The 26,727-nt window shown below is 61.4% G+C and carries 25 protein-coding genes; 5 read left to right on the forward strand and 20 right to left on the reverse strand.

The features are described 5' to 3' along the window. Positions 1–220 precede the first annotated feature (220 nt). The 3 genes from glgX to C5L13_RS18885 form a co-directional block, all read right to left on the reverse strand. Positions 221–2,299, reverse strand: a complete 2,079-nt coding sequence (gene glgX / locus C5L13_RS18875; RefSeq protein WP_105384819.1) for a glycogen debranching protein GlgX — start codon at positions 2,297–2,299, stop codon at positions 221–223. Positions 2,300–2,368: 69 nt separating this feature from the next. Then, positions 2,369–2,611: a hypothetical protein gene (locus tag C5L13_RS18880; RefSeq protein WP_105384820.1), complete on the reverse strand. Its 243-nt coding sequence runs from the start codon at positions 2,609–2,611 to the stop codon at positions 2,369–2,371. Further along, positions 2,608–2,895, reverse strand: a complete 288-nt coding sequence (locus tag C5L13_RS18885) for a hypothetical protein (RefSeq protein WP_105384821.1) — start codon at positions 2,893–2,895, stop codon at positions 2,608–2,610. Before C5L13_RS18885 ends, C5L13_RS18880 begins: the two co-directional genes overlap by 4 nt. A gap of 111 nt (positions 2,896–3,006) precedes the next feature. Between C5L13_RS18885 and C5L13_RS18890 the strand changes: the two genes are divergently transcribed. Continuing rightward, positions 3,007–3,273: a hypothetical protein gene (locus C5L13_RS18890; RefSeq protein ID WP_105384822.1), complete on the forward strand. Its 267-nt coding sequence runs from the start codon at positions 3,007–3,009 to the stop codon at positions 3,271–3,273. Positions 3,274–3,344: 71 nt separating this feature from the next. Beyond that, positions 3,345–3,467: a hypothetical protein gene (locus C5L13_RS29480; RefSeq protein ID WP_280952630.1), complete on the forward strand. Its 123-nt coding sequence runs from the start codon at positions 3,345–3,347 to the stop codon at positions 3,465–3,467. A 39-nt stretch (positions 3,468–3,506) separates the two neighbouring features. Here the strand turns inward: C5L13_RS29480 and C5L13_RS18895 are convergent, their stop codons facing one another. Genes C5L13_RS18895 through coxB form a run of 5 tightly spaced genes read right to left on the reverse strand, consistent with a single transcriptional unit; the run spans position 3,507 to position 9,148 of the window. Continuing rightward, complete coding sequence (locus C5L13_RS18895) at positions 3,507–4,571, reverse strand: c-type cytochrome (protein WP_105384823.1); 1,065 nt, start codon at positions 4,569–4,571, stop codon at positions 3,507–3,509. Further along, on the reverse strand, positions 4,568–5,209 hold the full coding sequence (locus C5L13_RS18900; RefSeq protein WP_245571350.1) for a cytochrome c oxidase assembly protein: 642 nt from the start codon (positions 5,207–5,209) through the stop codon (positions 4,568–4,570). Before C5L13_RS18900 ends, C5L13_RS18895 begins: the two co-directional genes overlap by 4 nt. After that, complete coding sequence (locus C5L13_RS29305; RefSeq protein WP_245571352.1) at positions 5,206–5,589, reverse strand: hypothetical protein; 384 nt, start codon at positions 5,587–5,589, stop codon at positions 5,206–5,208. Before C5L13_RS29305 ends, C5L13_RS18900 begins: the two co-directional genes overlap by 4 nt. Next, on the reverse strand, positions 5,586–8,102 hold the full coding sequence (gene ctaD / locus C5L13_RS18905) for a cytochrome c oxidase subunit I (protein WP_105384825.1): 2,517 nt from the start codon (positions 8,100–8,102) through the stop codon (positions 5,586–5,588). Before ctaD ends, C5L13_RS29305 begins: the two co-directional genes overlap by 4 nt. Next, positions 8,099–9,148, reverse strand: coding sequence for a cytochrome c oxidase subunit II (coxB, locus tag C5L13_RS18910; RefSeq protein WP_105384826.1), 1,050 nt, complete (start codon positions 9,146–9,148; stop codon positions 8,099–8,101). Before coxB ends, ctaD begins: the two co-directional genes overlap by 4 nt. Before the next feature lie 196 nt (positions 9,149–9,344). Between coxB and C5L13_RS18915 the strand changes: the two genes are divergently transcribed. Both C5L13_RS18915 and C5L13_RS18920 read left to right on the forward strand, forming a co-directional pair. Continuing rightward, positions 9,345–9,545: a hypothetical protein gene (locus tag C5L13_RS18915; RefSeq protein WP_105384827.1), complete on the forward strand. Its 201-nt coding sequence runs from the start codon at positions 9,345–9,347 to the stop codon at positions 9,543–9,545. A 32-nt stretch (positions 9,546–9,577) separates the two neighbouring features. Continuing rightward, entirely contained in the window at positions 9,578–10,138 is a 561-nt protein-coding gene (locus tag C5L13_RS18920) for a type 1 glutamine amidotransferase domain-containing protein (protein ID WP_105384828.1), read from the forward strand. A gap of 2 nt (positions 10,139–10,140) precedes the next feature. Here the strand turns inward: C5L13_RS18920 and C5L13_RS18925 are convergent, their stop codons facing one another. From C5L13_RS18925 to C5L13_RS18955, 7 genes are all read right to left on the reverse strand, one after another. Then, positions 10,141–11,220 carry a DNA topoisomerase IB gene (locus C5L13_RS18925; RefSeq protein WP_170117293.1) on the reverse strand — a complete coding sequence of 360 codons (1,080 nt, stop codon included), beginning with the start codon at positions 11,218–11,220 and terminating at the stop codon, positions 10,141–10,143. Between the two features lie 70 nt (positions 11,221–11,290). Further along, positions 11,291–12,991 carry a sensor histidine kinase gene (locus tag C5L13_RS18930; protein WP_105384830.1) on the reverse strand — a complete coding sequence of 567 codons (1,701 nt, stop codon included), beginning with the start codon at positions 12,989–12,991 and terminating at the stop codon, positions 11,291–11,293. Between the two features lie 240 nt (positions 12,992–13,231). Continuing rightward, on the reverse strand, positions 13,232–14,059 hold the full coding sequence (locus C5L13_RS18935; protein WP_342588187.1) for a BON domain-containing protein: 828 nt from the start codon (positions 14,057–14,059) through the stop codon (positions 13,232–13,234). A 221-nt stretch (positions 14,060–14,280) separates the two neighbouring features. Beyond that, complete coding sequence (locus C5L13_RS18940) at positions 14,281–15,387, reverse strand: ABC transporter ATP-binding protein (RefSeq protein WP_105384831.1); 1,107 nt, start codon at positions 15,385–15,387, stop codon at positions 14,281–14,283. 17 nt (positions 15,388–15,404) lie between these two features. Next, complete coding sequence (locus C5L13_RS18945; protein WP_105384832.1) at positions 15,405–16,286, reverse strand: carbohydrate ABC transporter permease; 882 nt, start codon at positions 16,284–16,286, stop codon at positions 15,405–15,407. Further along, the gene (locus C5L13_RS18950; RefSeq protein ID WP_205836854.1) at positions 16,283–17,209 is read right to left on the reverse strand and encodes a carbohydrate ABC transporter permease; all 927 of its coding nucleotides are present in this window, start codon (positions 17,207–17,209) and stop codon (positions 16,283–16,285) included. Before C5L13_RS18950 ends, C5L13_RS18945 begins: the two co-directional genes overlap by 4 nt. 187 nt (positions 17,210–17,396) lie before the next feature. Continuing rightward, positions 17,397–18,653, reverse strand: coding sequence for an ABC transporter substrate-binding protein (locus C5L13_RS18955; RefSeq protein WP_105384833.1), 1,257 nt, complete (start codon positions 18,651–18,653; stop codon positions 17,397–17,399). Between the two features lie 259 nt (positions 18,654–18,912). Between C5L13_RS18955 and C5L13_RS18965 the strand changes: the two genes are divergently transcribed. Beyond that, positions 18,913–19,965, forward strand: a complete 1,053-nt coding sequence (locus C5L13_RS18965) for a LacI family transcriptional regulator (protein ID WP_105384835.1) — start codon at positions 18,913–18,915, stop codon at positions 19,963–19,965. Between the two features lie 22 nt (positions 19,966–19,987). On the opposite strand, the gene C5L13_RS18970 is transcribed toward C5L13_RS18965, so the two are convergent. From C5L13_RS18970 to C5L13_RS18990, 5 genes are all read right to left on the reverse strand, one after another. After that, positions 19,988–21,493 carry a tripartite tricarboxylate transporter permease gene (locus C5L13_RS18970; RefSeq protein WP_105384836.1) on the reverse strand — a complete coding sequence of 502 codons (1,506 nt, stop codon included), beginning with the start codon at positions 21,491–21,493 and terminating at the stop codon, positions 19,988–19,990. 10 nt (positions 21,494–21,503) lie between these two features. Then, positions 21,504–21,965, reverse strand: coding sequence for a tripartite tricarboxylate transporter TctB family protein (locus C5L13_RS18975; protein WP_105384837.1), 462 nt, complete (start codon positions 21,963–21,965; stop codon positions 21,504–21,506). A gap of 183 nt (positions 21,966–22,148) precedes the next feature. Continuing rightward, on the reverse strand, positions 22,149–23,132 hold the full coding sequence (locus C5L13_RS18980) for a tripartite tricarboxylate transporter substrate-binding protein (RefSeq protein WP_105384838.1): 984 nt from the start codon (positions 23,130–23,132) through the stop codon (positions 22,149–22,151). 211 nt (positions 23,133–23,343) lie between these two features. Further along, on the reverse strand, positions 23,344–24,717 hold the full coding sequence (locus tag C5L13_RS18985) for a sigma-54-dependent transcriptional regulator (RefSeq protein WP_105384839.1): 1,374 nt from the start codon (positions 24,715–24,717) through the stop codon (positions 23,344–23,346). Beyond that, complete coding sequence (locus C5L13_RS18990; RefSeq protein WP_407070449.1) at positions 24,714–26,540, reverse strand: sensor histidine kinase; 1,827 nt, start codon at positions 26,538–26,540, stop codon at positions 24,714–24,716. Before C5L13_RS18990 ends, C5L13_RS18985 begins: the two co-directional genes overlap by 4 nt. Between the last annotated feature and the right edge of the window lie 187 nt (positions 26,541–26,727).

Consider the following 26,727-nt stretch of genomic DNA (forward strand, 5'->3'; position numbering starts at 1 on the left):
CCGAACGGCAGTTCTCACCGGCCACAACCGCCGCCACAACACGCTCGCGAAGATCATTCGAAAGAGCTCGTGTCATCAGATGCTGGCCTCCGCCCAGCCAGCACCTTGAATCACAAAACCGGCCCACAGGGAATCCCATCAGATTCAGTCAAGCGATGAAACGCTCTAGAACGCAAAAACCGGCCGCTTGGGCCGGTTTTCTGCCGTCGATCGGTCCGCGTCACGGTCTGCGGAAGAGCACCAGGCTGCGGCCTTCGAGTTCGAAGTCCTTTTCCTTGGTGATCACCTGCCCGCGCCTTGCGGTATCGGAGGTCGTGAGCTCCAGCACCCAGCCGCCCTCGCCGAATTGCGGGATACGGAACGGCACATTGCCTTCGAACGGGTTGAAGAGCAGCAGGACGTCGTGCCAGATGCCTTCCTCTTCCCGAAGATCGGGCCGGCCGATATAGAGACCAAGTGTCGAACCCTCGTCCCATTGCTCCGGCGTCTGGAAGCCGCCGCCGGCATTGAACCATTTGATATCCAGGCCGTCGCGCCAGTTCTCGCGCCGCAGCAGCGGCTGCTCCTTGCGCAGCTTGATGATGTGACGTGTGAATTCCCGCAGCGCTTCGCAGGTTTCCGGCAGATCCTCCCAGTGGACCCAGGATATCTCGCTGTCCTGACAATAACCGTTGTTATTGCCCATCTGGCTGCGGCCGAATTCGTCGCCGGCAAGCAGCATCGGCGTGCCGTGCGAGAAGAACAGGGTTGCGAGGAAATTGCGTTTCTGACGGTCACGAACCGCGTTGATGCCCTCGTCCTCGGTGGGACCTTCCTCGCCGTAGTTGTAACTGCGGTTGTCATTGTGGCCGTCGTTGTTGTCCTCGCCGTTCGCCTCGTTGTGCTTCTCGTTGTAGGAAACGAGGTCATTGAGGGTGAACCCGTCATGGGCAGCGATGAAGTTGACGCTGGCCCAGGGGCGTCGGCCCCGCTGGTCGTAGAGGTCGCCTGAACCGAGCAGGCGGGCCGCAAAATCGGTGGAGACGTTCGTGCCCTTCCAGTATTCACGAACCGTGTCGCGGTACTTGTCGTTCCATTCGGCCCAGCCCGGCGGGAAACCGCCGACCTGATAGCCGCCTGGACCGATATCCCAGGGCTCGCCGATCAGCTTCACCTTCGAGAGAACCGGATCCTGCGTCACGGCATCGAAGAAGCCGCCACGCTGGTCGAAACCCTCCGGCTCGCGGCCGAGGATCGTTCCGAGATCGAAGCGGAAACCGTCGACATGCATGTGTTCCGTCCAGTAGCGCAGCGAATCCATGATCAGCTGCAGCACCCGCGGATGGGACGTGTTGACCGTGTTTCCGGTTCCGGTGTCGTTGATATAGTAACGGTGCTGGTCCGGCATCGTGCGGTAATAGGAGAAATTGTCGATGCCCTTGAGGGAGAGCGTCGGCCCGAGTTCGTTTCCTTCGGCGGTATGGTTGTAGACCACGTCGAGAATGACCTCGATACCGGCGTCGTGGTAGGCGCGCACCATGTCGCGAAACCCCTGGATGCCTCTTGGGCCATAATAGCGGGAGGCGGGCGCAAAGAAGCCGAGCGTGTTGTAGCCCCAGAAATTCTTGAGCCCCTTGTCGAGCAGATGCTGGTCGTCCGGGAAGTCGTGGACGGGCATCAGCTCGACGGAGGTGATGCCAAGGCTTTTGATATATTCGACCGAAGCCTTGTGGCCCATGCCCTCGAACGTGCCGCGCAGTTCTTTCGGGATGGCCGGATTGAGCTGGGTGAAGCCCTTCACATGCGTTTCATAGATGACGGCGGCGGGCCAGGGAATGTTCGGTCGGTTCTGGTCCTTCCAGTCGAATTCGCCGGGATCGATCACCCGGCATTTCGGCATGAACGGCGCGCTGTCGCGCTCGTCGAAAGTGAGATCCTTGTCCTCGTGCAGGAGGTCATAGCCAAAATGGGCTTCATTCCATTTGACGTCGCCGACCAGTTCCCTTGCATAGGGATCGATCAGCAGCTTGTTCGGGTTGAAACGGTGGCCGTTTTCAGGATCATAAGGGCCGTGGACGCGGTAACCGTAGAGCGTGCCGGGCTTGAGGCCCGGCACGTAGCCGTGCCAGATCTCGTGGGTATATTCCGGCAGCTCCAGCCGCGCGATTTCGATCTTCCCGCTGTTGTCGAACAGGCAGAGCTCGACCCGCTCCGCATGGGCCGAGAAGATGGCGAAGTTAACCCCGTCGCCGTCGTAACTGGCTCCCAGCTGATGCCAGTATCCCGGCTCCACTGTGAAATGGTTCGATTTCGTGTCCATGCGGCACCCTTCCAAGTTTTCGCTTGATAATGGTGCGGCACAACAAATCGTTCCCTAGAGCTTTAAAATCTACGGATTGCCCGTTCCTGGCGGGGGAGGGGTTACGGGCGGATTGCTGGTTGTCCCGGACGGCGAGGTGGCGGGACTCTGGCCGCCGGTGCTTGTCTGAGGCGTGGGGTCCTTGTCCGCGGGTGCCGTGTTGTTGGATTGCTGCGGCGGTGTGTTGTTGATCGGGTCGCTCTGTTTTTCATTGCTGTCGCTACAGGCGCCCAAAAGAACCACGGTCGAAAGGGCGAGGATCAGACGTTTCATTTCTTCTCTTCTCCATCGGATTTGCTGGCGGCGGCGCGCCGCCGATGGGCGTCGAGCGCGATGACCTTTTCCACCGCAGCCACGTCTTCCGCCGCCGCAACGGGAACCGGATCGCTGGCGATCGCTTCCAAGACCTCGGGGGAGATCGCGCCTTCGCGGATCACATATTCGAGCGCTTCCCGCGTCTGCCGCTCCGCCTTCAGCTGGGCATAAAGGGCGAGGATCAGGCGATCGCGTACGTCCCGTTCTCCGTGTCCTGTCCCTGATCTGACGAAGTCTGCCATGGTCTTCTCCATATCCTTGTTGAGGGGTGAACTTTCGGTCCCGCCGATTGTTCCCTCCGTCGAACGGTCCCCTATCTCCCTGAGCAATGGAAATTCGCCAGGAGGATTAAGATGTCGGCGCTGACACCCGAGGAACTGGAAGGACGCCTGAACGCGCACCGAGAGCTGATGATCGAGCTTTTGGCGGCCATGATCGGCGGAGAGGTCACCATCTCCTCTTTCCTGAGACGGCTGAGGGATGATGCCACATTCAAGGACAACGAGGAGGACCCCGGTGTGATGCCTGAAGAAGCCTTCGCGATCGAGAACTCCGCCGCCCGCGAAGTTCGCGCGATCCTCGAAGCGGCCCGCGCCCGGGCCGAGGCGGACGACCGTTGAGACGCCGTTAACCGTAGCACTTCACATTTATGGCAATTCCGCCACGTTTATGGCCATTTCGTGGAACTAGAATGGTGTTTTCTCGTTCACTTGATAGGGAAGCGATGGAGGCGTCTATGGTCAGGGAATGGGTGGAAGCGGCAGGCTTCGTTCTCGTGATCGCGGCATGCTACATGCTGGTCATTCCAGTCTGATTTTTGAGAGCTCCTGGGGAGGAGAGAGTGGCCTTGAATTCAAAGGCCCCTGCTCTCGCGGCTTGCAAAAAAGGCCGCGAGAGCGGCAAAGTCCTCGTCCTTTAGACTTCTGGCTGCCTCGGTCATCAGGTGACTGAATGGGCCGCCGCCTCGGGCACCGGTATGAAAGAGGCGAAGTTGACGCTCCAGGTAAGGAGCGGTCTGACCCGATAGGCGCGGATAGGCCGGGTTGCCGCCGGCCTTTTCATGACAGCTCAGACAGGCCGGCACCTTGTCAGCCGGCCTTCCTCTTTCCGCCAGCTCCCGCCCCCTTTCGATCAGTTGCGGATCGGCTTCCCCTCGCTGCCGGACAGGCGGCGTCTGCTTGGCATAATAGCTCGCAAGCTCCGGCAGGCTTTCCTCCGAGAGCGTACCGATTGCGACCTGCATGATGCCGCTCGGGCGCTTTTCCTCCGCATATGCCTTGAGGCTGTTGAGCAGATAAGCTTCCGACTGGCCCGCGAGCCGCGGAACGATACTGTGTGGGGTAAGCCGCTTTTCCGCATGACAGCTCTCGCAGGTGATCGGCAGCGGCGAGACCTCGCCCGCATGGCCTATGCCGTGCAGGCCGGACACCTGCAGATAGGCGTTCGTGTCCATCTCCGGCAGCTTGCGCAGGAAGGCGACCATCGCCCAGATCTCGTCGTCCCGAAGCTCGGTCGGCCAGGCCGGCATACCTGTGAAGCGCACTCCGTGTTTGACGATCTCGAAGAGCTGGGCGTCGGTCCATGTCGGAGCGACCATCTTCAGGTCGGGCGGCTGCGGCAGCATGGCGAGCACGGCATCGGACCGCCCCTGCGCCGGCGAGCCGTGACAGATGGCACAGCCGGTCTCGTAGTGGCCGGCAGCGGGTGGCAGGAGCGCCGGATCGTCGAGCGGCGGAACCTCCACGAACAGTGCGGCGGTACGCACCGAATTCTTCATCACCCAGTGCAGGAACCAGTCCGTGACACCCCAGTGGCCCGTGCTGGCCCTGACGCTCATCAATCCCGACCAGGCGAAAACCATGCCGAGCAGCGGCAATATGACGATCAGGGCAATCAGATATTTCCGCGGGATCGTCATTGGCCTCTCCTCCCCAAAGGCTTTGGCGCATCAATGTTCAGCGTGCGCGCCAGGAGCGCTATGCCGCCGGCCAGATAAACCACCGCGCCGACGAGCAGCATCACCACGCCGCCTATCTGCTGGTCCGCCCCCGCACTCAGCACGACGCCGAAACAGCTTACCTCCTCGCCACCGTAAAGCGGTCGTGGCGAAAGCGCCAGAAGCGCGCCGAGCAATGTCATGTGCATCGAGGTGAAGAGAAGGCCAAACGTGCCCGCGAGCCGCCGCTCTTCCCGGCCAGCGACGGCGCCGCCGAGGCAGGTCAGCCAGAGCGTCAGCCCCGCAACCAGGAAGACGAGCTGTTCCAGCACCGTGACGAAGGTAGAGGTTTCCGAGAGAGCCCGCACTGCTGGCACATGCCAGCCCCATACGGCGAACAACTCGATCAGCGAGGCGAGCAAGGGGGTGAGCCAGGCCCGCCCGGCAGTGAAATCGAGGCGGGTTCCCGAAAGGCCGACGGCGATCAGTGGCGCACCACCTGCCACCACGCCCATATGCGCGATCATGTGGACGGAGAAGGAACCACGATCGGCAAAGGGGAGGATCGCCCAGAGCAGGAGAAGCAGGACAAGACCGAAAACGAGGGCGGTCCGCTTCACGGCTGGCACTCCGCGATGAAGATCAGCGGAATGGCGGCATAGACGACGGCCACGAAACTGAGGCCGGAGAGAAGCAGCGTCGCAAAACCTTGAAAATACTTGCGATCCTCCCGCGTCGCCGCGTCGTGTGGAGGATCTCCCGATCCGAAACCCCATTGCCTCCACGCGAGATAGGACGACAGCACGATCATCGCGAGCGCCAGCAGCGTGAAGATCCCCAACCCCAACCGCAGGGTGCCGAACGCGATCTCCTCGGCCATCCCCTTGGCGCAGAAGATTGCGACCGCCGCATAGCACACGACGAAATGCAGCGCCCAGACAGTGGGCGCGGTAAACAGCGTCCAGAGGGTTTCGACTTCGCGCGGAATGAAGCTCTTCATTCTGTTACCATCGGAAAGAGGCCGATCACGCCGAAGGTCACGACGGCGGTCACGGCCATGAAGTGCCAGTAAAGCGTGACGTTGCGGATATCCTGGTCATATTCGGACGTCATCCTGCCAGCAAAACTGCGCGCCAGGCAGTAGAGATGCATGATCCCGCCGACAACCGCATGCGTCACCGTCCAGATGACCAGGACCCAGACGATGGCGGGATAGACATTGGCGGTCGGATCCATGGCGTGGAAATAGGGACCTGCCAGGCCCGCAAGCAACGCCGCGACGGTGACAATGAAGCACGCGACGAGCGCCAGCCGCGCCCCGACCGTTCCCTTCTCGTTGAGCTCCCGCGCAAGCAGCGTCAGCACCCAGGCGACAACGAAGAGCACCAGGGCCACGATCGGCCACAGAATGCCCGGCCCTTGCGCTGCGGCGGTGAAGTCCTCGTGGATCGTCCAGTAGAAGAAATAGCCGAAGATCAGGCTGGCAAATGCCGTACCGTCGCCCACCATGGTGATGAACATCGCCCACCAGCCGACCGACGCCGGACCCGAGACATAGATCGGCAATTTCAGGCCGAGCCCGACATCGATCTCAGGCTCCTCCGGGATCGGCGCCGTCCCCGTCCACAGCCAGACGATGATGGCGACGAAGGTGATGACGGCACAGATGATGGTGGTGATCCACCAGTGGAAGGTGAGCGCGATGAAGACGCCGCCGAGCCCAAGAGCCGAGATGATCGTCACATAGGAGGTGCCGCCGACCCGCAGGCACTGGATCGGATCGGCATCCAGCACCGAAGTGACCAGCGTCTCGCGTTCGCCGGACGTCGCATCCGGCAGATAAAAGCGGCCGGCCTCCATGTCGCGCTGCAGGTTCGGCTGGTCCCAGAGCGGATAGCGGCTGGTGATGATCGGTACCGAGCGCATGCCCCAGCTTTCTTCCGGATCGTTCGTCCATTCCAGCGTGCCGGAATTCCAGGGATTGAGATCGCGCGCCGCCGGCTTGGGCTTTGGCCTCAGAATATCGATGACGACAGTTGCGACGCCCGAGGCGAAGATGAAGGCGCCGATCGTCGAGACGAGGTTGAACCAGTCCCAGCCGATGTCTCCGGGATAGGTGAAGACGCGGCGCGGCATGCCGCGCAGGCCGGAAAAATGCATCGGGAAGAAGGCGATGTTGAAGCCGCAGAACATCAGCCAGAACGCCACCTTGCCCCAGGCGTCGCTGAGCTTCTTGCCCCTCACGAAGGGGAAATAATAATAGATGCCGGCGACGATCGGAAACAGCATGCCGCCGATCAGCACATAATGGAGGTGCGCGACGACGAAATAGGTGTCATGCGCCTGCCAGTCGAAGGGGACCAATGCCACCATCACCCCGGTCAGTCCACCGACCACGAAGATGATGACGCCGCCGGCGCCGAACAGCATCGGTACCGAAAAGATCACGCGGCCGGCAAGCATGGTGGCAATGAAGACAAAGATCTGCACGCCCGTCGGGATCGCCACCGCTTCCGACGCAGCGGAGAAAAAGGCGAGCGAAATCTGCGGCAGGCCAGTCGCGAACATATGGTGCACCCAGAGGCCGAAGCTCAGGAAGCCGGTGCCGACCGCCGCCAGCACGATCCAGGAATAACCGACGATCGGCCGCTGCGAAAAGGTCGGCACGATCATCGCCATCAGCGCGATCGCGGGCAGGAAGATGATGTAGACTTCAGGGTGGCCGAAGATCCAGAAAAGGTGCTGCCAGAGCAGCGGATCTCCGCCCCGTTCCGCATCGAAGAACGGCCAGTCGAACATCCGCTCCATCTCGAACAGGATGTCGCCGGCAATCAGCGGCGGGAAGGCGAACAGGATCATGCCCGCGACGATCAGGAGATACCAGGCGAACATCGGCATGAGATTGATGCGCATGCCGGGCGCCCGGCATTTCATGATGCCGACGATAATCTCGACGGCAGCCGCGATCGAGGCCACTTCGATGAAGGAAAGCCCGAGCAGCCAGATATCCGCACCTATGCCCGAAAACTCCTCGCTGGTGGCAAGCGGCGGATACATGAACCAGCCGGCACTCGGTGCCGCGTTGAAGAAGATCGAGCCGCAGACGAAGATCCCGCCGAGCACAAAGCTCCAGAAACCGAAGGCCGACAGCCGCGGGAAAGGCAGCTCGCGAGCGCCCAGCATCGACGGCAGCAGGAAAATCGCGATCGCCTCGAAAATCGGCACCGCAAACAGGAACATCATCACCGTGCCGTGCAGAGTAAAGGCCTGGTTGAAGAGGTCCGCGGAGATGAGATCGTTGTTCGGCACCGCGAGCTGCAGGCGCATCAAAAGCCCGAGCAGGCCGGCAAACAGCATGAAGACAAACGCCGTCACGCCATACCAGAGGCCGATCTCGCTGTTGTTGACCGATGTCCAGTAACGAAGCCCCTTCGGCGTCTCCCATACCTTGCGGAGCCGTTCTTCCTGGGCCGCCCTTTCTTCCGCTGAGAAATTGCCGAGCTCTGCGGTCATCGTAGCCCCTTCAGGTAAGCCGCGATCCGTTCGACATCCGCATCCGCCAGCATGGAGAAATGAGGCATCCGGACCTCCGGCTTGACCCCGTCCGGGAAACGGATGAACCGCGCGATATGTTCGGCCGTATTGGCGAGTGTGCCGGCGCCGACGCTGCCGCGCTCCCCGAAGCCCGTGAGGTCGGGACCGATCGTGCCGCGCGCTTCCGTGCCTGAGATCGCATGGCAGGCGGCGCAGCCGTGTCTGAGAAAAAGCGCCAGGCCCTCCGCGTCCCCGGCTCCCGAGGATGTTTTCCGCGCCGAAAGCCAGGCCTCGTAATCCTGCCTCTCCATGACATGCACCGTGAAGGCCATCAGCGCGTGGGACGGGCCACAGAATTCGGCACAGACCCCGCGATAGGTCCCCGGCTTCCCGGCGACAAGCGTCAACCGGTTTTCACGCCCCGGAATCATGTCCATCTTGCCTCCGAGAACAGGAATCCAGAAGGAATGTATGACATCCGGGGACTTGAGCAGGAAGGCCACCCGCTCGCCGACGGGGATGCGCACCTCATTTGCCGTTTCGAAGACCGGCTTGCCGTCTTCGCCAAGATACCGGACCCGCCACCAGAATTGCTCGCCGGTTACTTCGATACGACGCATGCCGCGTGCATCGTCCTGAAACCAGGGCCGCATGGCCGGCATCAGCCAGACGCCATAGCCAAGAAGTGCAGCAAGCACGACGGTCGGGAAAACGGCTCCACCCCACAGGATCAGCCGACCCGCCGTCTTCGTCGAGTGGACCTTCCTCTTGCGCACGGCGTAGAAGAACAGACCGACGACGCCGGACCAGATGACGACCCCGCCGATCAGCATCGTGTAGAAGAGCGTCGCGACGCCCGCCGCCTCCGGCCCCGCCGGATCGAGCACCGACTGCACCCCCGAGCAGGATGCCAGCAGAGGAAAGACGAGAAGGAGGAGATAATCGTGGCGGCAGATGCCGTTGTGGCCCGGGCGTGGTCCTGATCGAATTGGCTGGCCGGAGGCAGCCAAGCGGTCATCATTCATTCGGCCAACACCTGGCAAGTGTTTTGCGGCAGCGCCGCGAACATCCGGCCGAAAACGCGGTATGCCGAGTTTTGTTCCAAGCCCCTCGATAACTTTACGTAACGCTCTGAGAAAAACTTGGAACGATTCCCGACCGCATGGGTTTGCCATTCGTGAGAGGGCAGAATGCCCTTGCTTCGCGACGGGAGAAATGAACATGCGACACTTTTTCAAAATGCTTCGGAACAGGCTTACCGGACTCCAGCACGAGAAGAAGACATTTGCTGTGGCACATCCCGAGGAACTTCAGGTGGTTGTGCCAGAAGCGGTGATCCTGCCTCTACCGAAGTCGCCCCGCGACGAAATCAGCGTTCCGGCCTCCATCAACGGCCGCGACCTCTCCACCGGCAGATTGTAAGCCGCCCCAACGAAACTCGTAAGGAGTAACGAATGACCGCTATCGATTCCGCTTCCATCCTTATTCTCGCCACCGACGGCTACGAACGGTCGGAACTGCGCGTTCCCCTGGAGGAGTTGAAAAAGCGCGGCGCCAACGTCAAGATCGCATCGATCAAGATGGGCGAAATCAAAAGCTGGGACGAAAAGGACTGGGGCGATACCGTGTCGGTCGATCTCGAGGCGAAGGACGTGAAGGCCGAGGAATTCGACGCTCTCGTCTTGCCCGGCGGCCAGATCAATCCCGATCTTCTCCGCGTCAATGAGGAAGCCGTGAAGGTGGTGCGCGACTTCGTGAAGAGCGGCAAGCCGGTTGCCGCGATCTGCCATGGCCCCTGGCTGCTGGTGGAGGCGGATGCGCTTCGCGGCCGCCAGGCGACATCCTATCATTCCATCCGCACCGACATCAGAAATGCCGGCGCGTCATGGAAGGACGAGGCGGTCGTCGTCGACAACGGTATCATCACCTCTCGGTCCCCAAAGGATCTTCCCCAGTTCATCGACAAGATTGTCGAGGAAGTCCAGGAAGGCCCCCACGATCGCCGCGCGGCCTGATCTTAAGCCAATTCTGCAACGGCCGCCCGCAGTGCTTCGCGGGCGGTCATTGGCGGGTTCTCCCGGGAAGCCTCTCTCAGAAATGTCACCAGACGGTACTCGCTCGCCCTCAAGCCTCTCGGTCCATTCATGACCGTCTTATCCCTCATGACCTTTTCCAGCAGCGCCGGGTTTTCAGAAAGCCCCAGAATGCTCGGATGGATATAGCTGGAGCGGCAAACCGCAGGCGTATTGTGCAAGGCGTCCGACGCCGCCTGCGCCATCATTTTTATCTTCGGAGGCTTTCCTTCCGCTTCCATGAAATCCCACGCAGCATTGAAGGCGGCAAGACTCCCTCCCCAGGTGCGGAACGTCTTTGCCGACACGGGAAAACCGGCCGCCTTGGCAAGGTAGGCGTTCAACCGGCCCGAATCCACCGGATGCGGCACACCCTGTTCATCCGGCCAAGAGAAGAGCTGCCGTCCGGGCAGATCCGCTATTTCTTCGAGGATTCGCTGCAGGCGCGGATGCTTCAGGGTATGCCGCACCCTCTTTCCGCCCTTGGCTGTGAAGCGCAGGAGGATCGCGTCGTCGGAGAGTGTCATATGGCGCTTCAAGAGGGTCGTTGCGCCGTAGGTCCTGTTCTCTTTTGCATAGGCGCGGTTTCCCACCCGCAGATGCGTCGCATCCAAGAGTGCGACCAGCGCAGCAATCACCGCATCGCTCTTATCAAGACCAAGCGCCAGATCCCGTTTCGCTCGGCTTCGAATCCGCGGCAGCGCCTCGCCGAACCTCAAGAGCTGGTCGAACTTCCGCTCGCTGCGGAAATTCTGCCAGTCGGGATGATATCGGTATTGCTTGCGACCCCGGGAGTCATAGCCGGTTGCCTGCAGGTGGCCGCGAGGATCCAGGCAGATCCAGACATTCTCATAGGCCGGCGGCAGCCCGAGTGCTGCTATCCTTTGCTGCTCCCGCTTGTCCGCCAGCAGCGCCCCATCGGGCAGGCGGTAGCAGAATCCCTTGCCGCGCCGAAGCCTGCGAATGCCCGGTTCCGTATCGCTGACATAGGTGAGGCCGATGGTGTGAAGGGTATCCTGATCGATGTCGATCGTGATGAGAGTCGCGTCCATGGCCGTTTTAACGACAAAGCAACACCTTCGTTCCGGCCCGCAGCTAAATCGCTATGTCCTTCAGGTCGTCGGCGCCCTCGCCCCGCTCGAAAGCAGCGCGCGGCGCGGTCAACCTCCAGCAAAGCCCCTGCGGATTGAAATCGATCTCGACCTGCCCGCCAAAAGCCGCCGCCGCGTGACGCTTGACGATGGTGGTGCCGAAGCCTGTGCGTGACGGCGCATGAACCAGAGGCCCGTCCTTTTCCTCCCATACCAGGCGGAGCTTCACCTCGTCGGCTTCGTCCTCGAGCAGGTCCTTCCAGGCGATCCGCACCTTGCCGTGCGGCGTCGAAAGCGCACCATATTTCACGGAATTCGTCGCGAGCTCATGGAGGATGAGGCCCAGATTCTGCACGGCTTCGGCCTTGAGGGTGAAATTCTCTCCCTGAACTTCGACCCGTTCGGCAACGTCGCCGAAGGTGCTCATATGAATTTCGACCACCCGGCGGATCGAGACCCCCGACCACTGCTCTTTCGCGAGCGCTTCGATGGACTTGCCAAGCCCCTGCAGACGACCGCTGATGGCCTTCTGGAACTCGTCCATGGTGGTGTCCTGCCGCGCCAGCTGGCGCATCATGGCCTGCACCAGAGTGAGGATGTTCTTCGTGCGATGCACGAGTTCATGCAGGATCAGATGGATGCGATCCTCCGCCTCGCTACGGTCGAAGGACGCATTCGACAGCGCCACCGCCACCTGATTGGCTTCCCGGATTTTGGTTTCGACGGGGGAAACGATCTCGCCCCTGCCCATGCGCTCAGCCATTTGCGCAAGCTGGCGGATGGGAATCCGAAGCTGACGCCCGACGAGCCAGGCGATCAGCATGGCGACCGCGAGAAAGACCGCGCCGCCCCCGATCAACTGCCGCCATGTGGTGAGAATGCTTGCCTGCGCCGTATCGATCGGGCCCCAGACGACCGCCTTCCAGGTCCAGCCGGTGATCTGCGAATAACCGTATATCTGCCTGCGATCGCCGCTCATGTCCTCGATCGTCCCCTTGAAGCCCGTCATCAGCTTCAGGGTGTGGGCCGGAAAAGCAGAGCCCGAGGCGAATGTATCCGCCCCGACGGACGTAACCACATTACCCATGCCGTCGACGATGGCGACGGACCAGCCCGCGGCAAGCCCTTCCGCCGAAACGAGCTTCTGCAGATCCTCGGCATTCTGGGTGATGATCATCGCTGCGCCGGCAGCAGAAACCTCCTTGGGCAGGGGCATCGTTATGTTGAACACATGCTTGCCGCTGGTTGCCCCGTAGAAGACACTGGACGCCTCTGTCACACCATTGCGCAACACCGACTGAAATTCGGACAGGTTCGACACCTTGGAGAGCGGCGTTCCGAAAGGCACACGTGTATTGAGCTTCTGCTGACCATCGGAATCGACCACCAGCACATAGAGCGAATTCGAGCGCAGACTGTTCTGCGTCCTGTTGTGGAATGCCTTCAGATCCCCGTTTTTGAGTTCCGGCGACGTCACGAGGATCCGCAGCGTCGTTGCCATGTCCTGCAATTCACGGTCGACGGAGCGGGCAATAAGCTGCGCGTCCTCGGCCGTCTCGTTGGCAAGAATCGCGCGCTCGTTCGACTCGAGTTCCGTCATCAGATAACCGACGAAAATCAGCAGGGGCAAAGCCACGCCGGCTGCAAGCGCAACCAGGTACGCGCCGATGGGCGCAATCGGGAAAAACCGCGAAATCTTCAACATTTCCTGGAGTTAGCCCGAAAAGACAGCGCACGTGCCGTGCCGCCCGCCCGCATGTTCATTCATATATCCGCCATTTACTAATATAAGTAACGCACGACTTCTAACTGGTTTTGAACGTCGGGCCAAGGATTGATTGCGGACAATATGTCTCTGCCGCGAGGGCTCGCCCAAGGGTTTTATCAGGGATCTGGAGGACTGGACCTCTCCGCAAAGCGGTCCAGTGGCGTCCGCTGAATCGGGTCAGATGGTCGTGGATCCCGTCAATGTGTCGGTCGGAGCGTTGTTAACGCGCAGGTTGTTCTGCACATGCCGGACACCCGAGACACTGTCCACCAGATCCTCCGCCCGGCGTTTGTCCCAGCGGCTCGAAACGAAGCCGTCGAGGGTGACTTCGGCGCTTTTCACCGTGACGGAGATGTTCGATGCATCCAGTACCGGATCGTCGCTCAGCCGATCGTTGACGTCCTCCTCGATCCTGCTGTCGGAACGCTGATAACCCTTCGGCCCCTTGCCGCGGTGTTCATCCATTGCGCGACGCTGTTCGGCCTCCTCGTCCCCGAACCAGGAAGCGACCTCGTCGCCCGCCCGTTCCATGAAGCCACGTTTGCGGCCATGGCCCTCTTCCTCGCGGAACCGGTGCTCCTGACCGTGGCCGGACCGACTCTCGCCGCCGTAACCATAGTCCGAACCGTAGCGCTCGCCGTAGGCCTGGTTCACGCGACCGTGGCCGGGCTCATAGCTGAATGAAGACGGCCTGCCCCGATAGGATTCGCGCGCCCAAATCCGCGAGCGGTCCGTATCGCCGTAGCCCGACTCATAGCCGTAGTCGTCGGTGGCCCATTGATCGGCCCGACCGTAGCGGGAGAAGCGCGAGCGATCGCCATCTTCCCGGCCATACTCGCGGTCTCCGGAAAAATTGTCGCCGCTTTGCTGATTGTCGCCAAAGCCGCGCACATAACCGGTGTCTCCCGGGCGGTAGTCACCGGAGGGTTCGCGGGGAAAATCACGTTCGCTGCGCATCCGGTCGTTTCGATACCGGCCGGACTGGGAATAGTTTCCGTTTGCCATTGTCTGTCTCCTCGACCTAGTGGATTGGTTCCGTACCGGACGGAACACAAACACAACCCGGCCTCCCCCGGATTGTTCCGGGTTTTCGAAGAGCTTCAGGGATTGAGCGCGGAAGACGACAACGGCGCGGCCTCGACGAAAACAGCTCCATGAGGAGCTGTGATCCATTGACCGCTTGAGGCAAGAATTCGGCTCACGCGGAGTGCCACGACGGACGTGCGTTAGCCGATGCGGCTGCCGCTCTCGGGATCGAAGACGACGGCCTTGTCCAGGTTGAAGGAGAAGGGAAACTTCTCGCCGAGCCTCACCTGCACGTCGGAACGGGTGCGGGCGGTAAAACTCGCGCCGTCCAGCTTGCCGGTCACGAATGTATCCGAACCGGTCGGCTCGACCATGATGACGTCGGCGGCGATCTGGGCCGTGGCGCGAGCGTCAGGGTCCACCAGACCGGCGTCGGTGATCGTCTCCGGACGCAGGCCGAGAATGACATCCTTGCCCTCAGGGAGAATTGTCGTGACCGACGGCGGCATGGTGACCTGGACGCCTTCGTTGCCAAACAGCGAAATGCTTTGCGCCCCGCCGGCGGACACGACCTTGCCCTTCAGCATGTTCATTGCCGGCGAGCCCATGAAGTCGGCGACGAACAGGTTGGCCGGGTGATTGTAGATCTCCGCCGGCGTACCGACCTGCTGCACCATGCCTTCCTTGAGAACGACGATCTTGGTTGCGAGCGTCATCGCCTCGATCTGGTCGTGGGTAACATAGACGATGGTCGCGTTGGTGTTCTGATGCAGGGCCTTGATCTCGGCACGCACCTCGACGCGAAGCTTCGCATCCAGGTTCGAGAGCGGCTCGTCGAACAGGAACACGCGCGGCTGGCGCACCAGCGCACGGCCCATGGCGACGCGTTGGCGCTGACCGCCGGAAAGCTGGCTCGGGCGGCGCTTCAGAAGGTGTTCGATCTGCAGGGTCTTGGCGACCTGCTTAACCGCGGCCTCGCGCTGAGCCTTCTCGACGCCGCGCATTTCCAGCGCGAACGCGATGTTCTGTTCCACCGTCATGTTCGGATAGAGCGCGTAGGACTGGAAGACCATGGCGATATCACGCTGCGAGGGATGCAGATCGTTGATCACCTGGCCGTCGATGACGATATCGCCGGAAGACGGCGGCAGGAGGCCGGCGATGGCATTCAGCAGGGTCGACTTGCCGCAGCCGGAAGGCCCGACGAGAACCAGGAAGCCGCCCTTTTCAAGATCGATGTTGATACCCTTCAGGATCTCGACATTGCCGATCTTCTTGCGAATGTTCTTGATTTCAAGAAAGCTCATTGACGGTTATCCCTAAGTCAGCCCTTGACCGCGCCGGCCATCAGGCCGCGCACGAAGTAGCGTCCGGCGACGATGTAAACGAACAGCGTCGGCAATGCCGCAAACACGGCGGCAGCCATGTCGACATTGTATTCCTTGACGCCGGTGGAGGAGGAAACGAGGTTGTTGAGCGCCACCGTCATCGGCGAGCCCTCACCGCCGGCGAAAGAAATGCCGAACAGGAAGTCGTTCCAGATATTGGTGAACTGGTAGATGATCGTGACGACGATGATCGGTCCCGAGCTCGGCAGCAGGATGCGCCAGAAAATACGGAAGAAGCCGGCGCCGTCGATCATTGCCGCCTTCACCAGCTCGTCCGGGAAAGCTTCGTAATAGTTGCGGAAGAACAGCGTCGTGAAGCCGAGACCATAGATCACGTGCACCATGACGAGGCCCGTGGTGGAGTTCGAAAGGCCGAGGAGGCCGAGAAGACGCGCCATCGGAATCAGAACCGCCTGGAACGGAATGAAGCAGGCGAACAACATCATGCCGAAGACCAGCTTGTGACCCGGAAAACGCCATTTCGTCAGCACGTAACCATTGAGGGCCCCGAGCAGTGTCGAGATCAGGACGGCCGGAACCACCATCTTGATGGAGTTCCAGAAATACCCCTTGATGCCGACGCAACTGACCCCGATGCAGGCCTCGCCCCAGGCCTTGACCCAGGCGGCGATCGACGGGGAGCCCGGGAGGGCCAGCATGTCGCCGCCGCGGATTTCATCGAGCGACTTCAGCGACGTGATCAGCATCACGTAGAGCGGCAGGAGATAGACGAGTGCGAGCACGATCAGGGCTGCATAGATGAAATAGCGGGCGACGCGGGCCTGGCCGGCGCTGACGGTTTCGTTGGCCGCGCTCATTGCTTTCTCTCCCGCAGTTCCGAATAGAGATAGGGCACGATGATCGCGGTAATGCCCATCAGCATCATCACGGCGCTCGCCGATCCGACATTCATCTGGTTACGGGTGAAGGTATAGGAATACATGAAGGTGGACGGCAGTTCGGTCGCATTGCCCGGCCCCCCGCCGGTCAGCGCGATGACCAGGTCGTAGGACTTGATCGCCATATGCGCGAGCACGATGAAGGCGGAGAGGAAGACGGGGCGCAAGAGCGGAATGATGATGCGGCGATAGATGGATATCGTCGAGGCGCCGTCGATCTGCGCAGCCTTGACGATCTCGCCGTCGATGCCGCGAAGGCCGGCGAGGAACATCGCCATCACGAAGCCCGAGGCCTGCCAGACGCCGGCGATGACGACGGTGTAGATCGCCATTTTCGGATTGACCAGCCAGTCGAACCTGAAGCTTTCCCAGCCGAGATTGTGCATGGTGTTCTCAAGCCCCAGACCGGGGTTGAGGAACCATTTCCAGGCCGTGCCGGTGACCACGAAGGAGAGCGCCATCGGATAGAGGAAGATCGGCCGCAGCACGCCTTCGGCGCGGATCCGCTGGTCCATCAAAATGGCGATGAAAAGACCGATCGCAATGCAGATGCCGATATAGAGAACGCCGAAGATTGCCAGGTTCTGCATGGCCACATACCAGTTCGGCTGCGACCAGAGGCGGAAATAGGCGTCGAAACCGCCCCATTTATAGACCGGCATGATGCGCGAGGTCGTGAAGGACAGATAGATCGTCCAGAGGATGAATCCGTAAACGAAAACCAGGATGACCGCGAACGACGGCGCCAGCACGATCTTCGGCAGCGTGTTGCGCAATCCGTCCGCAAAGGAGCGGCTTCGTCTCTGCGGCTCCACGAACGGAACCGGTTCGATTGTCGTCATCATGACCTCCGCTACACCATCGGCCCGAAAACGACTTCGAAAGCACGATGCGCAGATTGAACTAGCTGGAGCGCCCTTTGAGCCTTACGGGCACGCCGCGCTCCAGGAAAGATAGAATGGCGTAATTTGCAAAGTGGCCGGGAAAAGTCTCCCGGCCACTTGAACTTCGGATTTTCGCGTCAGGCGATCACTTGGCTGCAGCAACCGCTTCCGGCAGGCGCTTCAGCGCCGCGTCGGTGGTGAGCTGGCCGTTGAGATGCTGGGTGATGACGTCGAGCATGGCTTCCTTGATGGCGGCCGGCTGGGCATAACCATGGGCGAGCGAGCCCATCATCGTGCCCTTGGTGGCAGCTTCGGCCAGATCCTTCATGCCCTTCTTGCCGCAATCGTCGAACTTCTCGTCCGAGATGTCGGTACGGGCAGGCACCGAACCCTTGACCGTGTTGAAGGCGATCTGGAAAGCCGGATTTTCGACAGCCGACGCCATCTTGAGCTGCGCGGCGCGCTGGTCGTCACCCACGTCGAACATCATGAACTGGTCGGCATTGAAGAGCACCGAGCCCTGCGTACCGGGGAAGCGGATGCAGACGAAGTCCGTGCCCGGCTTCTTGTTGGCACGCAGCCATTCGCCCTTCGACCAGTCGCCCATCTGCTGGGCGCCGGACTTGCCCTCGATGACCATGGCCGTCGAGAGGTTCCATTCGCGACCCGAGAAGTTCTGGTCGAAATAGGTGCGCAGCTTCGACATGGTGTCGAAGACCTTCTTCATCGTATCGCCGGAAAGCGAAGCCGGATCGAGGTCGAGGACGGCCTTCTTGTAGAAGTCCGGACCGCCGACGGAAAGAACGACCGCTTCCCACAGTGTGCCGTCCTGCCACGGAACGCCACCATGAGCGAGAGCCGTGAGGCCCTGGCCCTTGAAGTTGTCGAGCAGGGCGATGAACTCGTCGATATTGGTCGGAACCTTGCCGCCGGCCTTGTCGAGGGCCGCCTTGTTGATCCAAAGCCAGTTGGTGGAGTGGATGTTCACCGGAGCAGCGATCCAGTGGCCGTCATATTTGGAAAAGTCCTGAAGAGCGGTCGGAATGACCTTGTCCCAGCCTTCCTTGGTGGCGAGCTCGTCGAGGTTTGCGGCAACGCCCATTTCCGCCCAGTCGCGGAGGTCGAAGCCGAGAAGCTGCACGGCGGTCGGCGGATCGCCGGCCGTAACGCGGGCACGCAGCGCGGTCATGGCCGCAGAACCCGCGCCGCCGGCAACCGGCATGTCCTTCCAGGCGACGCCGTCCTTCTGGAGGTTTTCCTTCAGCACGTTGAGCGCCGCAGCTTCACCGCCGGACGTCCACCAATGCAGGACTTCGACGCTTTCCGCTGCCTTGGCGGCACCGGCCGTCAAAGCGATGATCGCCGCGCCGGCGGCGAGTTTGCTGATCATTCGAATATTCATTGAGAATCTCCCTTTGCATCCGGGCTCCTCTCCGGATATTTCGATTTATAACGATATAAATGCCGTGGGTGTCAACCCGGACATGGAGATTTTTGCACAAGGCGGAAATTCACCTAGTGCATTGAATTCCATGTTATTTTTCGCAACCGACGAAATTTTTCTCTGGAATCGAGAAAAAAATCTCGCCAGCTCCGAAAAATTTGTAACGATGTAGATGAGGCTCGCACCCGGTTTTCGGGCGGGAACGGAGAAAGAGGAGATGTCGCTGGAGGACATGGAGGAGAAGGGGCGGCGGGCGATGCCGGAGCGGGAAACCGGGAGAGCCGGCGGAAACGCGAAGCCGACCTTGAAAACCATCGCCGAGTTGACGGGGCTTGCCGTCACCACCGTGTCGCGCGCGCTCGCCGATGCGCCCCAGATAGCCTTGGAAACACGTCAGCGCGTGCGGCAGGTGGCAAGCGAGATCGGTTATTTGCCCGACCGTGCGGCCCAACGCCTGCGTACGGGCCGCACCAATGTCATCAGCCTGGTGCTCGATCCCCATGAGGAAATTCTGAGCTATGCCACCTCGATGATCAAGGGACTGACGGAGGCTCTGCGCGGCACACCCTACCACCTCGTCATCACGCCGCACTTCTCCGACACGCCGCAGGTCGACCCGGTCCGGCATATCATGCGCAACCGCATGGCCGACGGCATCGTCTTTACGCGGACCGAACCCTCCGACGAACGCGTAAAACTGCTGATGGAAAACAATTTCCCGTTCATCTGTCACGGCCGGACGGAACTGGGAACCGCGCATCCCTATGTCGACTACGACAACTATGGTTTCGCCTATCTGGCGGCGCGGAAACTGATCGCGGCCGGCTGCAGAAAGCTGTTCATCATCCTGCCGCCCGAGCGCTTCACGTTCGCCCATCACATGCGGCACGGTTTCATGACTGCGGTGCGGGAGGAAGGGGTGGCGTTCGAGATCGCCATGGACGTCACGCTCGACAGCGAATCGGACGATATCCGCGATTACCTTTTCCGCCGCATGGGCGAAGCGGAACGGCCGGACGGCTTTATCTGCGGCGGCGAGGTCTCCGCTCTTTCGGTCATGGCCGCAGCCTATGACCATCATCTCGAACTGGGGAAGGATGTACGCCTGGTGGCGAAGCAGACATCGGGGCTCTTCGACCAGATCAGGCCGCGGGTCGAAACCATCTACGAGGACCTGGCGGAGGCCGGACTGCTGATGGGCCGCCTGCTTCTGAAGCGTATCGGCGGCCCCCAGCCTATCGACGAAATGCAGGTGCTCCAGACCGTCTGAGATCCGGAGCACCCATGATATCTCAATCTTCTTCGACGAAGACTTCCTCGCGTTTCTTCTTGACGCTCGGCAGGAAGACGACGACCAGGACCAGCGCTGCGATAAAGAGAAGGCCGGCGCTGATCGGACGCGTGACGAACGTGGTCGGATCGCCGCGCGACAGGATCATTGCACGCCTCAGATTCTCTTCCAGAAGCGGGCCGAGCACGAAGCCGAGCAGAAGCGGCGCGGGCTCGCAGCGGAGCTTGACCAGCACGTAGCCGATGAAACCGAAGAAGGCCACGGAGTAGAGATCGTAGACGTTCGAATTGACGCTGTAGACCCCGATCGAGCAGAAGGCCATGATGATCGGGAACAACACGTAATAGGGGATGGTCAGCAGCTTCACCCACAGCCCGATGAGCGGCAGGTTGAGGACGACGAGCATCAGGTTGCCTATCCACATCGAGGCGATGATGCCCCAGAAGAGGGCCGGCTGCTCGACCGCGACATTCGGACCCGGGACGATGCCCTGGATGATCATCGCGCCGATCATCAGCGCCATGACCGGATTGGCCGGAATGCCGAGGGTCAGCAGAGGAATGAAGGAGGTCTGCGCACCGGCATTGTTGGCCGATTCGGGGCCTGCGACACCGGCGACTGCGCCTTTGCCGAATTCCTCGGGATTTTTCGAGACCTTCTTTTCTACCGTGTAGGAAGCGAAAGCCGCAAGGATCGCGCCACCGCCCGGCAGGATGCCGAGGATCGAGCCGATGGCGGTGCCGCGCAACACCGGCGCGATCATCGCCCTGAAGTCCTCCTTGGTCGGCAGCAGGCCGCTGACCTTGGACACCAGCACCGACCGGCTCTTTTCGTTTTCGAGATTGCGGAGAATTTCCGCGATACCGAAGACGCCGACCGCAACGGCCACGAAGTTCAGCCCGTCCGCATATTCACGGATGCCGAGAGTGAAGCGCGGCGTTCCGGTGTAAATGTCGGTGCCGACGAGCCCCAGCAACAGGCCGAGCGCCACCATCGCCAGCGCCTTGACGATCGAACCGTGGGCGAGCGCGATCGAGGACACCAGGCCGACGACCATCAGGGAGAAATATTCGGCAGCGCCGAACTTCAGTGCGATTTCGGTGAGCGGCGGCGCGAAGATCGCCACCAGGAAGGTCGAAACGGTACCGGCGAAGAACGAACCGATCGCCGCGATCGCGAGTGCTGCACCCGCCTTGCCCTTGCGCGCCATCTGATAGCCGTCGATGGCCGTGACGGCGGAGGAGGATTCACCCGGCATGTTGATGAGGATTGCCGTGGTGGAGCCACCATATTGCGCGCCGTAATAGATACCGGCGAGCATGATCAGCGAGGAGACCGGCTCCAGTTGGAAGGTGATCGGCAGCAGCATGGCGATCGTGGCAGTGGCGCCGATACCCGGCAGCACGCCGATGAGGGTGCCGAGCAGCACGCCGATCAGGCAGAAGAACAGGTTTTCCAGAGAGGTTGCGGTCGCGAAGCCGAGCGCGAGATTATTAAACAGATCCATCACTCACACCTCAAAGACCGAGCCAGGGGCCGAAACTGCGGAACGGGAGGCCGAGGCCATAGATGAAGACCGCGACGGCGAAAACCGTCAAAGCGGCAGAGAGAACAACCGCCGTCAGGGGCTTCATGCGGCCGGATGCGAAGGCCGCGATCAGAGCGGTGAAGAACAGTGCCGGAACGAAGCCGAGTCCTCTGACGGTCAGCCCGAAGAAGATCGGCGCCGGCAGGATGAAGAGCATGCCGCGCCAGGCGATATGGCCGATCGGCTCACCATGGACGCGTGCGGCCTGAACGACGATGATCGCCCCAAACAGCATCAGCGCGCAGGCGAGAATGAACGGGAAGTAGCCCGGCCCCATCCTCAGCGCCGTACCGAGTTCGAGTTCGAACGCCTGATAGGCGAAATAGATGCCCGTCAGGATGAACAGCAGTCCGCAGATCAGATTGGTGGTGTCGAATTTCAGCGAATTCATGGTGTCTCCGTATGGATCGAAGAGCGGGATACCCAAGATCACTTGGTCAACGGATCCTCTTGGACGAGGATGACGAAGGCTGGCTTCAAATCATTCGGGCTGCCTTTAGAGAATCCCTCCCCTCCAAGATGGAGGAGAGGGATCGAAAGACGGCAACCGATGATAGGGAGCCGACAATGCGGCTTAGTCGGCGTATTGTCCAGCGGCCTCGATGATCGGCTTCCAGCGAGCGATTTCGCTTTCAAGCTTGGCCTTCAACGCTTCCGGGGTTGCATCCTGTTCGGACGACGGCTTGGTGCCCAGTTCGGCGAAGCGAGCGGCGACGTTCTGGTCCTTCAGCGCGACCTTCAATGCGGCGCTGAGCTTGTCGATCGCTTCCTTGGGCGTGCCCTTTGGCGTGTAGAGGCCGTGCCAGATGCCCACGGTCAGGCCCGGCAGGCCGGCTTCGGTGACCGTCGGAAGGTCCTTCAGAACGTCAAGGCGTTCCGGCGACGTGACGGCGTAGGCCTTCACCGTGCCGCCCTGGATCTGCTTGGTGGTGTTGGTCGTCTGGTCGCACATGATGTCGACCTGTCCGCCGAGAAGATCGGTCATGGCCGGACCGGTGCCCTTGTAGGGAACGGTCACGAGCGGTGTTTCGATCGCACTCATGAAGAGCATGCCGCAAAGATGCGAGGCGGCGCCGATGCCGGCATTCGCAACGGTAACCTTGTCGGCATTGGCCTTGGCGTATTCGATCAGGCCCTTGAGGTCTTTGGCTTCCATGTCCTTGCGGGCGAGCAGCGTCATCGGAACTTCGGTGACGAGACCGACATAGTCGAAAGCGTTCAGCGTGTCGTAGGAGAGCTTGCGGTAGAGGGTCGCGCTGGTCGCCATGCCGATGTGATGGAGCAGAACCGTGTAGCCGTCCGCGTCGGCGCTTGCCACGCGTCCCGCGCCGAGCGAGCCGCCGGCGCCGCCGACGTTTTCGACGATGATCTGCTGGCCGAGATTCTTCGACATGGATTCAGCCACAAGGCGGGCAACCGTGTCGGTCGGGCCACCGGCCGCGAACGGAACGATCATGGTGATCTGCCGCTCCGGATAACCGGCTGCGTTGGCGGAAGCGGAAAAAAGCGAAAGTGCCGCAAGAGCGGTTGCGCCGATAAAGGCGTTCAGGGTTTTCATCGGGGTCCTCCAGGATGAAATATAGAGCACAGTCGACGCTCAAATCTCCTCCGGCGCCAACCTGTTCGAAATCTGCGCCAATGCGCTTGGCAGGCGCAATCGTTTGGAAAGTACTAAATCGTTTTTTCTAGCCTTGATGCGTTGCAGCATGGGTGGATTAGGACACAAGGCACCCAAAGCGTGGGTGGATTTCCACCCATTACGCTCGACATCAGCCGTCGCGGTCGTCCTGCAGCAGGTGTTCCACGCCCAAGATTTTCTTGTCGAGCCCGTATTTCTGCATCTTTTCGTAGAGCGTCTTGCGCGAAATCCCGAGAGATTCGTAGACCGGCCTCAACGCACCGCCATGGGCGGCGATCTCGCCGGCGATGATATTTCGCTCGAAAGCCGCGACCTTGTCCGCCAGCCGCCCTGCTCCGTCCCGTCCCGGCGCGGCGGTCTCGCCGGGCCTCGGGTCGAGGCCGAGCACCAGCCGGTCGGCGGCATTGCGCAGTTCCCGCACATTGCCCGGCCAATCGCGCTGGGCGATCGCCGAGATCATGTCGGCGGGCACATCCGGATCCTCCCGGCCGTAGCGCGCCGCAGCCTCCCGGACGAGCTGCAGGAAGAGCAGCGGAATATCCGCGCGCCTCTGAGCCAGAGACGGCACGTGGATGGTCGCCACATTGAGACGGTAGAAGAGGTCAGCACGGAAGCGCCCTGCCGCAACCTCCGCCTCCAGGTCCACTTTGCTGGTGGCGATAAAGCGCACGTCGAGCGGCACGGTTTCGTTGGAGCCGAGCCTGGTGATCACCCGTTCCTGGAGGACACGCAGGAATTTTGCCTGCAGATCGACCGGCATCGAACCGATCTCGTCGAGCAGGATCGTGCCGCCCCGACCGTGCTCGAACTTGCCGTATCGAGGGCGCAGTGCTCCGGGAAAGGCGCCGGCCTCGTGGCCGAAGAGCTCGCTTTCGATCAGGTTTTCCGGCAGCGCTGCGCAGTTGATGGCGATAAACGGCTTATGGGTACGCGGGCTGACATCGTGCAGTGCCCTCGCCACCACCTCCTTGCCGACGCCCGTCTCGCCGATAACCAGCGTATCCGCATCTGCGGAGCCGATCGCGCGGATCTGGTAGCGCAGGTCGACCATGACCTGGGTACGCCCCGGAAGCCGCGCCTCGACATCGTCGCGCTTGCCGGCGACCGCCCGCAGCCGCCGGTTTTCGAGCACGAGACCGCGCCGGTCCAGTGCCCGGCGGATGATGCCGGCGAGATGCTGCGGCGTGAACGGTTTTTCGAGAAAATCGTAGGCCCCTTCCCGCATCGCTTTTACCGCGAGCTGAACATCGCCGTGGCCCGTCACCAGGATGACAGGGATTTCCGCATCCAGCTCTCGGATGCGGTGAAGCAGCGTCATGCCGTCGATGCCGGGCATGCGGATATCGCTGACGACCACCCCGTCGAAGCCGAACCCCGTAAGCTCGAGCACATAATCGGCATGGGAAAAGGTCTGGACCGAAAGACCGAAGAGTTCCAGCGCCTGCGCGGTCGAACGGCGCAATTCCTCCTCGTCGTCGACCAGCAGCACCCTTTGCGCGTTCACTCCGCAGCCTCCAGAAGATTGCCGTCGGCAGCGTCGAGCTCGATGATGAAGACCGCGCCGCCATCGGGATGCTCGCCGACGCTCAGACTGCCGCCGAAATCCTTGATGATATTGTAGGAGATCGAAAGGCCGAGCCCCAAACCCTTGCCCACGCCCTTGGTGGTGAAGAACGGATCGAAAATGCGCTCGCGGATGGCCGGAGGGACGCCAGGCCCGCGATCGCGAACCGACACGATCACCTTGTCGCCCTCCTTCGCCGCGGAGACGGTGATACGCCGGTCCTCGAGCCCTTCCACCGCATCGGCCGCATTGGTGATGATGTTCACCAGGACCTGCTGCAGGCGCACGGCCCCCGCCTTCACGGCCGGCAGCATCGGATCGATCTCCACGTCGAGGACGGCATCGGCGGTCTTGAGTCGCGCCGCGACGATCTCGAGCGTATCCCGCATCACGTCCTCGATGAGCACGGGGCCGAGCTTCTCGTTCGGCTTGCGGGCGAAGTTGCGCAAGTGCTTGCTGATCGACGCCATGCGGTCGATCAGCGCCGAGATGCGCCGGACATTGTCCCTCGCCTCGTCCGTACGGCCGAGATCCATCAGCACGCCGCTCGTCTCGGCATAGGTCTTGGCGGCTGCCAGGGGTTGGTTGAACTCGTGGGAAAGGGCCGCCGACATCTGGCCGAGACCGGCGAGCTTGCCGGCCTGGATGAGGTCCGCCTGCGTCTGCCGCAACCGTTGCTCGGTGAGCCGCCGCTCGGCGATCTCTTCCTCGATGCGGCTGTTGACGCGGGCAAGGTCGGCAGTGCGCTCCGCCACGCGCCGCTCCAGCTCGTTGCGGGCTTCGGCCTGGAGCTGCATGCGCTCGTCGAGCCGGGCCCGACGCTGCATCAGAACGGCAAGGGCCAGCCCCGCGAGACAAAGCGTCAAAAGAGCCGCGACCGTCGCGGTTTTCGCCTGGGTGCGCACCGAATTCGTGTCCATCAGGACGTTGACCGTCCAGCCCGCATCCGGCATCGGCTGGGAAACGACGAGATATTCCTTTTCGACGCCGGCGTCGGCAATGGTCATGACGTTGCGATCGGCAAATGTTCCGCGCTTCACCGGCAATTCCCGCAGCTTCGCATCCGCATATCGCCTGGAAGCCTCGGTATGCGCAATCCGGTCAGGCGTCAGCGGCAGAATGCTCGCATAAAGCCACTCGGGACTGCCGGTCATGAAGATGATGCCCTCTGGATCGGAGACGAAGATCCGGTCGTCGCCGCCGCCCCAGCTGTCCTCTATCGAGTCGATATCAACCTTGAACACGATGACACCGCGGATGACCCCGCCGACTTCGATGGGGGATCCGAAGTAATAGCCCCGTTTGAGGGACGTGGTGCCGAGCGCATAAAAGCGCGATTGCCGGCCAGCGGCTGCATCCTGGAAATAGGGCCGGTAGGTGAAATTCTCGCCAATGAAGCTGATCGGAGTGTCATAGTTACTCGCAGCGACGGTCTGCCCATCCATCGTCATCACGTAGATATCGGAGGACGTGAGAAGAGCATTGACCTCCTTGAGATAGGCATTCGTGGTCGACCGCAGCGTGTCGTTTCCCGGATCGAGGATCAGCGCCTCGACATTCTCCTGGTCGGCGATCAGCGCCGGCAGAGCCTCGTAGCGCTTCAGGTGACCGTCCAGCGCCGATACCGCCAGGCGCAATGTCGTGGCGGCCTGCGTCTCGGCTTCGCTCATATAGCCGCGCGCCGCGATATCGTTGCCCTTGAAGATCAAGGCCAGCCCAAGTGCCGCGAGCACGGCCAGGGGCAAAAGAAGGCGATATCTCAACAGGCCGGGTCCTCCGATCTCTCCACCCCGCCGAAAGGGGCGCGGCTATTGTAGTCCGTGGTGGAGCGATTTCCATCTATTCCTTTTGCGAACCTGAAGGTCCGACCGCAGCCGTCAAACGCATAATCGGAGACATGCTCGGTTTTATGGAAGTTTCACTTGACCTGCCGCTTGGGCGGGAACAATC

The organism is Neorhizobium alkalisoli, from assembly GCF_002968635.1.
Lineage (GTDB): Bacteria > Pseudomonadota > Alphaproteobacteria > Rhizobiales > Rhizobiaceae > Neorhizobium > Neorhizobium alkalisoli.

Bases quoted from the DNA above. Each gene is read 5' to 3' on its own strand.
- glgX (WP_105384819.1), bottom strand. From the start codon at position 2,299: ATGGACACGAAATCGAACCATTTCACAGTGGAGCCGGGATACTGGCAT.
- C5L13_RS18880 (WP_105384820.1), bottom strand. From the start codon at position 2,611: ATGAAACGTCTGATCCTCGCCCTTTCGACCGTGGTTCTTTTGGGCGCC.
- C5L13_RS18885 (WP_105384821.1), bottom strand. From the start codon at position 2,895: ATGGCAGACTTCGTCAGATCAGGGACAGGACACGGAGAACGGGACGTA.
- C5L13_RS18890 (WP_105384822.1), top strand. From the start codon at position 3,007: ATGTCGGCGCTGACACCCGAGGAACTGGAAGGACGCCTGAACGCGCAC.
- C5L13_RS29480 (WP_280952630.1), top strand. From the start codon at position 3,345: ATGGTGTTTTCTCGTTCACTTGATAGGGAAGCGATGGAGGCGTCTATG.
- C5L13_RS18895 (WP_105384823.1), bottom strand. From the start codon at position 4,571: ATGACGATCCCGCGGAAATATCTGATTGCCCTGATCGTCATATTGCCG.
- C5L13_RS29305 (WP_245571352.1), bottom strand. From the start codon at position 5,589: ATGAAGAGCTTCATTCCGCGCGAAGTCGAAACCCTCTGGACGCTGTTT.
- ctaD (WP_105384825.1), bottom strand. From the start codon at position 8,102: ATGACCGCAGAGCTCGGCAATTTCTCAGCGGAAGAAAGGGCGGCCCAG.
- coxB (WP_105384826.1), bottom strand. From the start codon at position 9,148: ATGAATGATGACCGCTTGGCTGCCTCCGGCCAGCCAATTCGATCAGGA.
- C5L13_RS18915 (WP_105384827.1), top strand. From the start codon at position 9,345: ATGCGACACTTTTTCAAAATGCTTCGGAACAGGCTTACCGGACTCCAG.
- C5L13_RS18920 (WP_105384828.1), top strand. From the start codon at position 9,578: ATGACCGCTATCGATTCCGCTTCCATCCTTATTCTCGCCACCGACGGC.
- C5L13_RS18930 (WP_105384830.1), bottom strand. From the start codon at position 12,991: ATGTTGAAGATTTCGCGGTTTTTCCCGATTGCGCCCATCGGCGCGTAC.
- C5L13_RS18935 (WP_342588187.1), bottom strand. From the start codon at position 14,059: ATGGCAAACGGAAACTATTCCCAGTCCGGCCGGTATCGAAACGACCGG.
- C5L13_RS18940 (WP_105384831.1), bottom strand. From the start codon at position 15,387: ATGAGCTTTCTTGAAATCAAGAACATTCGCAAGAAGATCGGCAATGTC.
- C5L13_RS18945 (WP_105384832.1), bottom strand. From the start codon at position 16,286: ATGAGCGCGGCCAACGAAACCGTCAGCGCCGGCCAGGCCCGCGTCGCC.
- C5L13_RS18950 (WP_205836854.1), bottom strand. From the start codon at position 17,209: ATGACGACAATCGAACCGGTTCCGTTCGTGGAGCCGCAGAGACGAAGC.
- C5L13_RS18955 (WP_105384833.1), bottom strand. From the start codon at position 18,653: ATGAATATTCGAATGATCAGCAAACTCGCCGCCGGCGCGGCGATCATC.
- C5L13_RS18965 (WP_105384835.1), top strand. From the start codon at position 18,913: ATGTCGCTGGAGGACATGGAGGAGAAGGGGCGGCGGGCGATGCCGGAG.
- C5L13_RS18970 (WP_105384836.1), bottom strand. From the start codon at position 21,493: ATGGATCTGTTTAATAATCTCGCGCTCGGCTTCGCGACCGCAACCTCT.
- C5L13_RS18975 (WP_105384837.1), bottom strand. From the start codon at position 21,965: ATGAATTCGCTGAAATTCGACACCACCAATCTGATCTGCGGACTGCTG.
- C5L13_RS18980 (WP_105384838.1), bottom strand. From the start codon at position 23,132: ATGAAAACCCTGAACGCCTTTATCGGCGCAACCGCTCTTGCGGCACTT.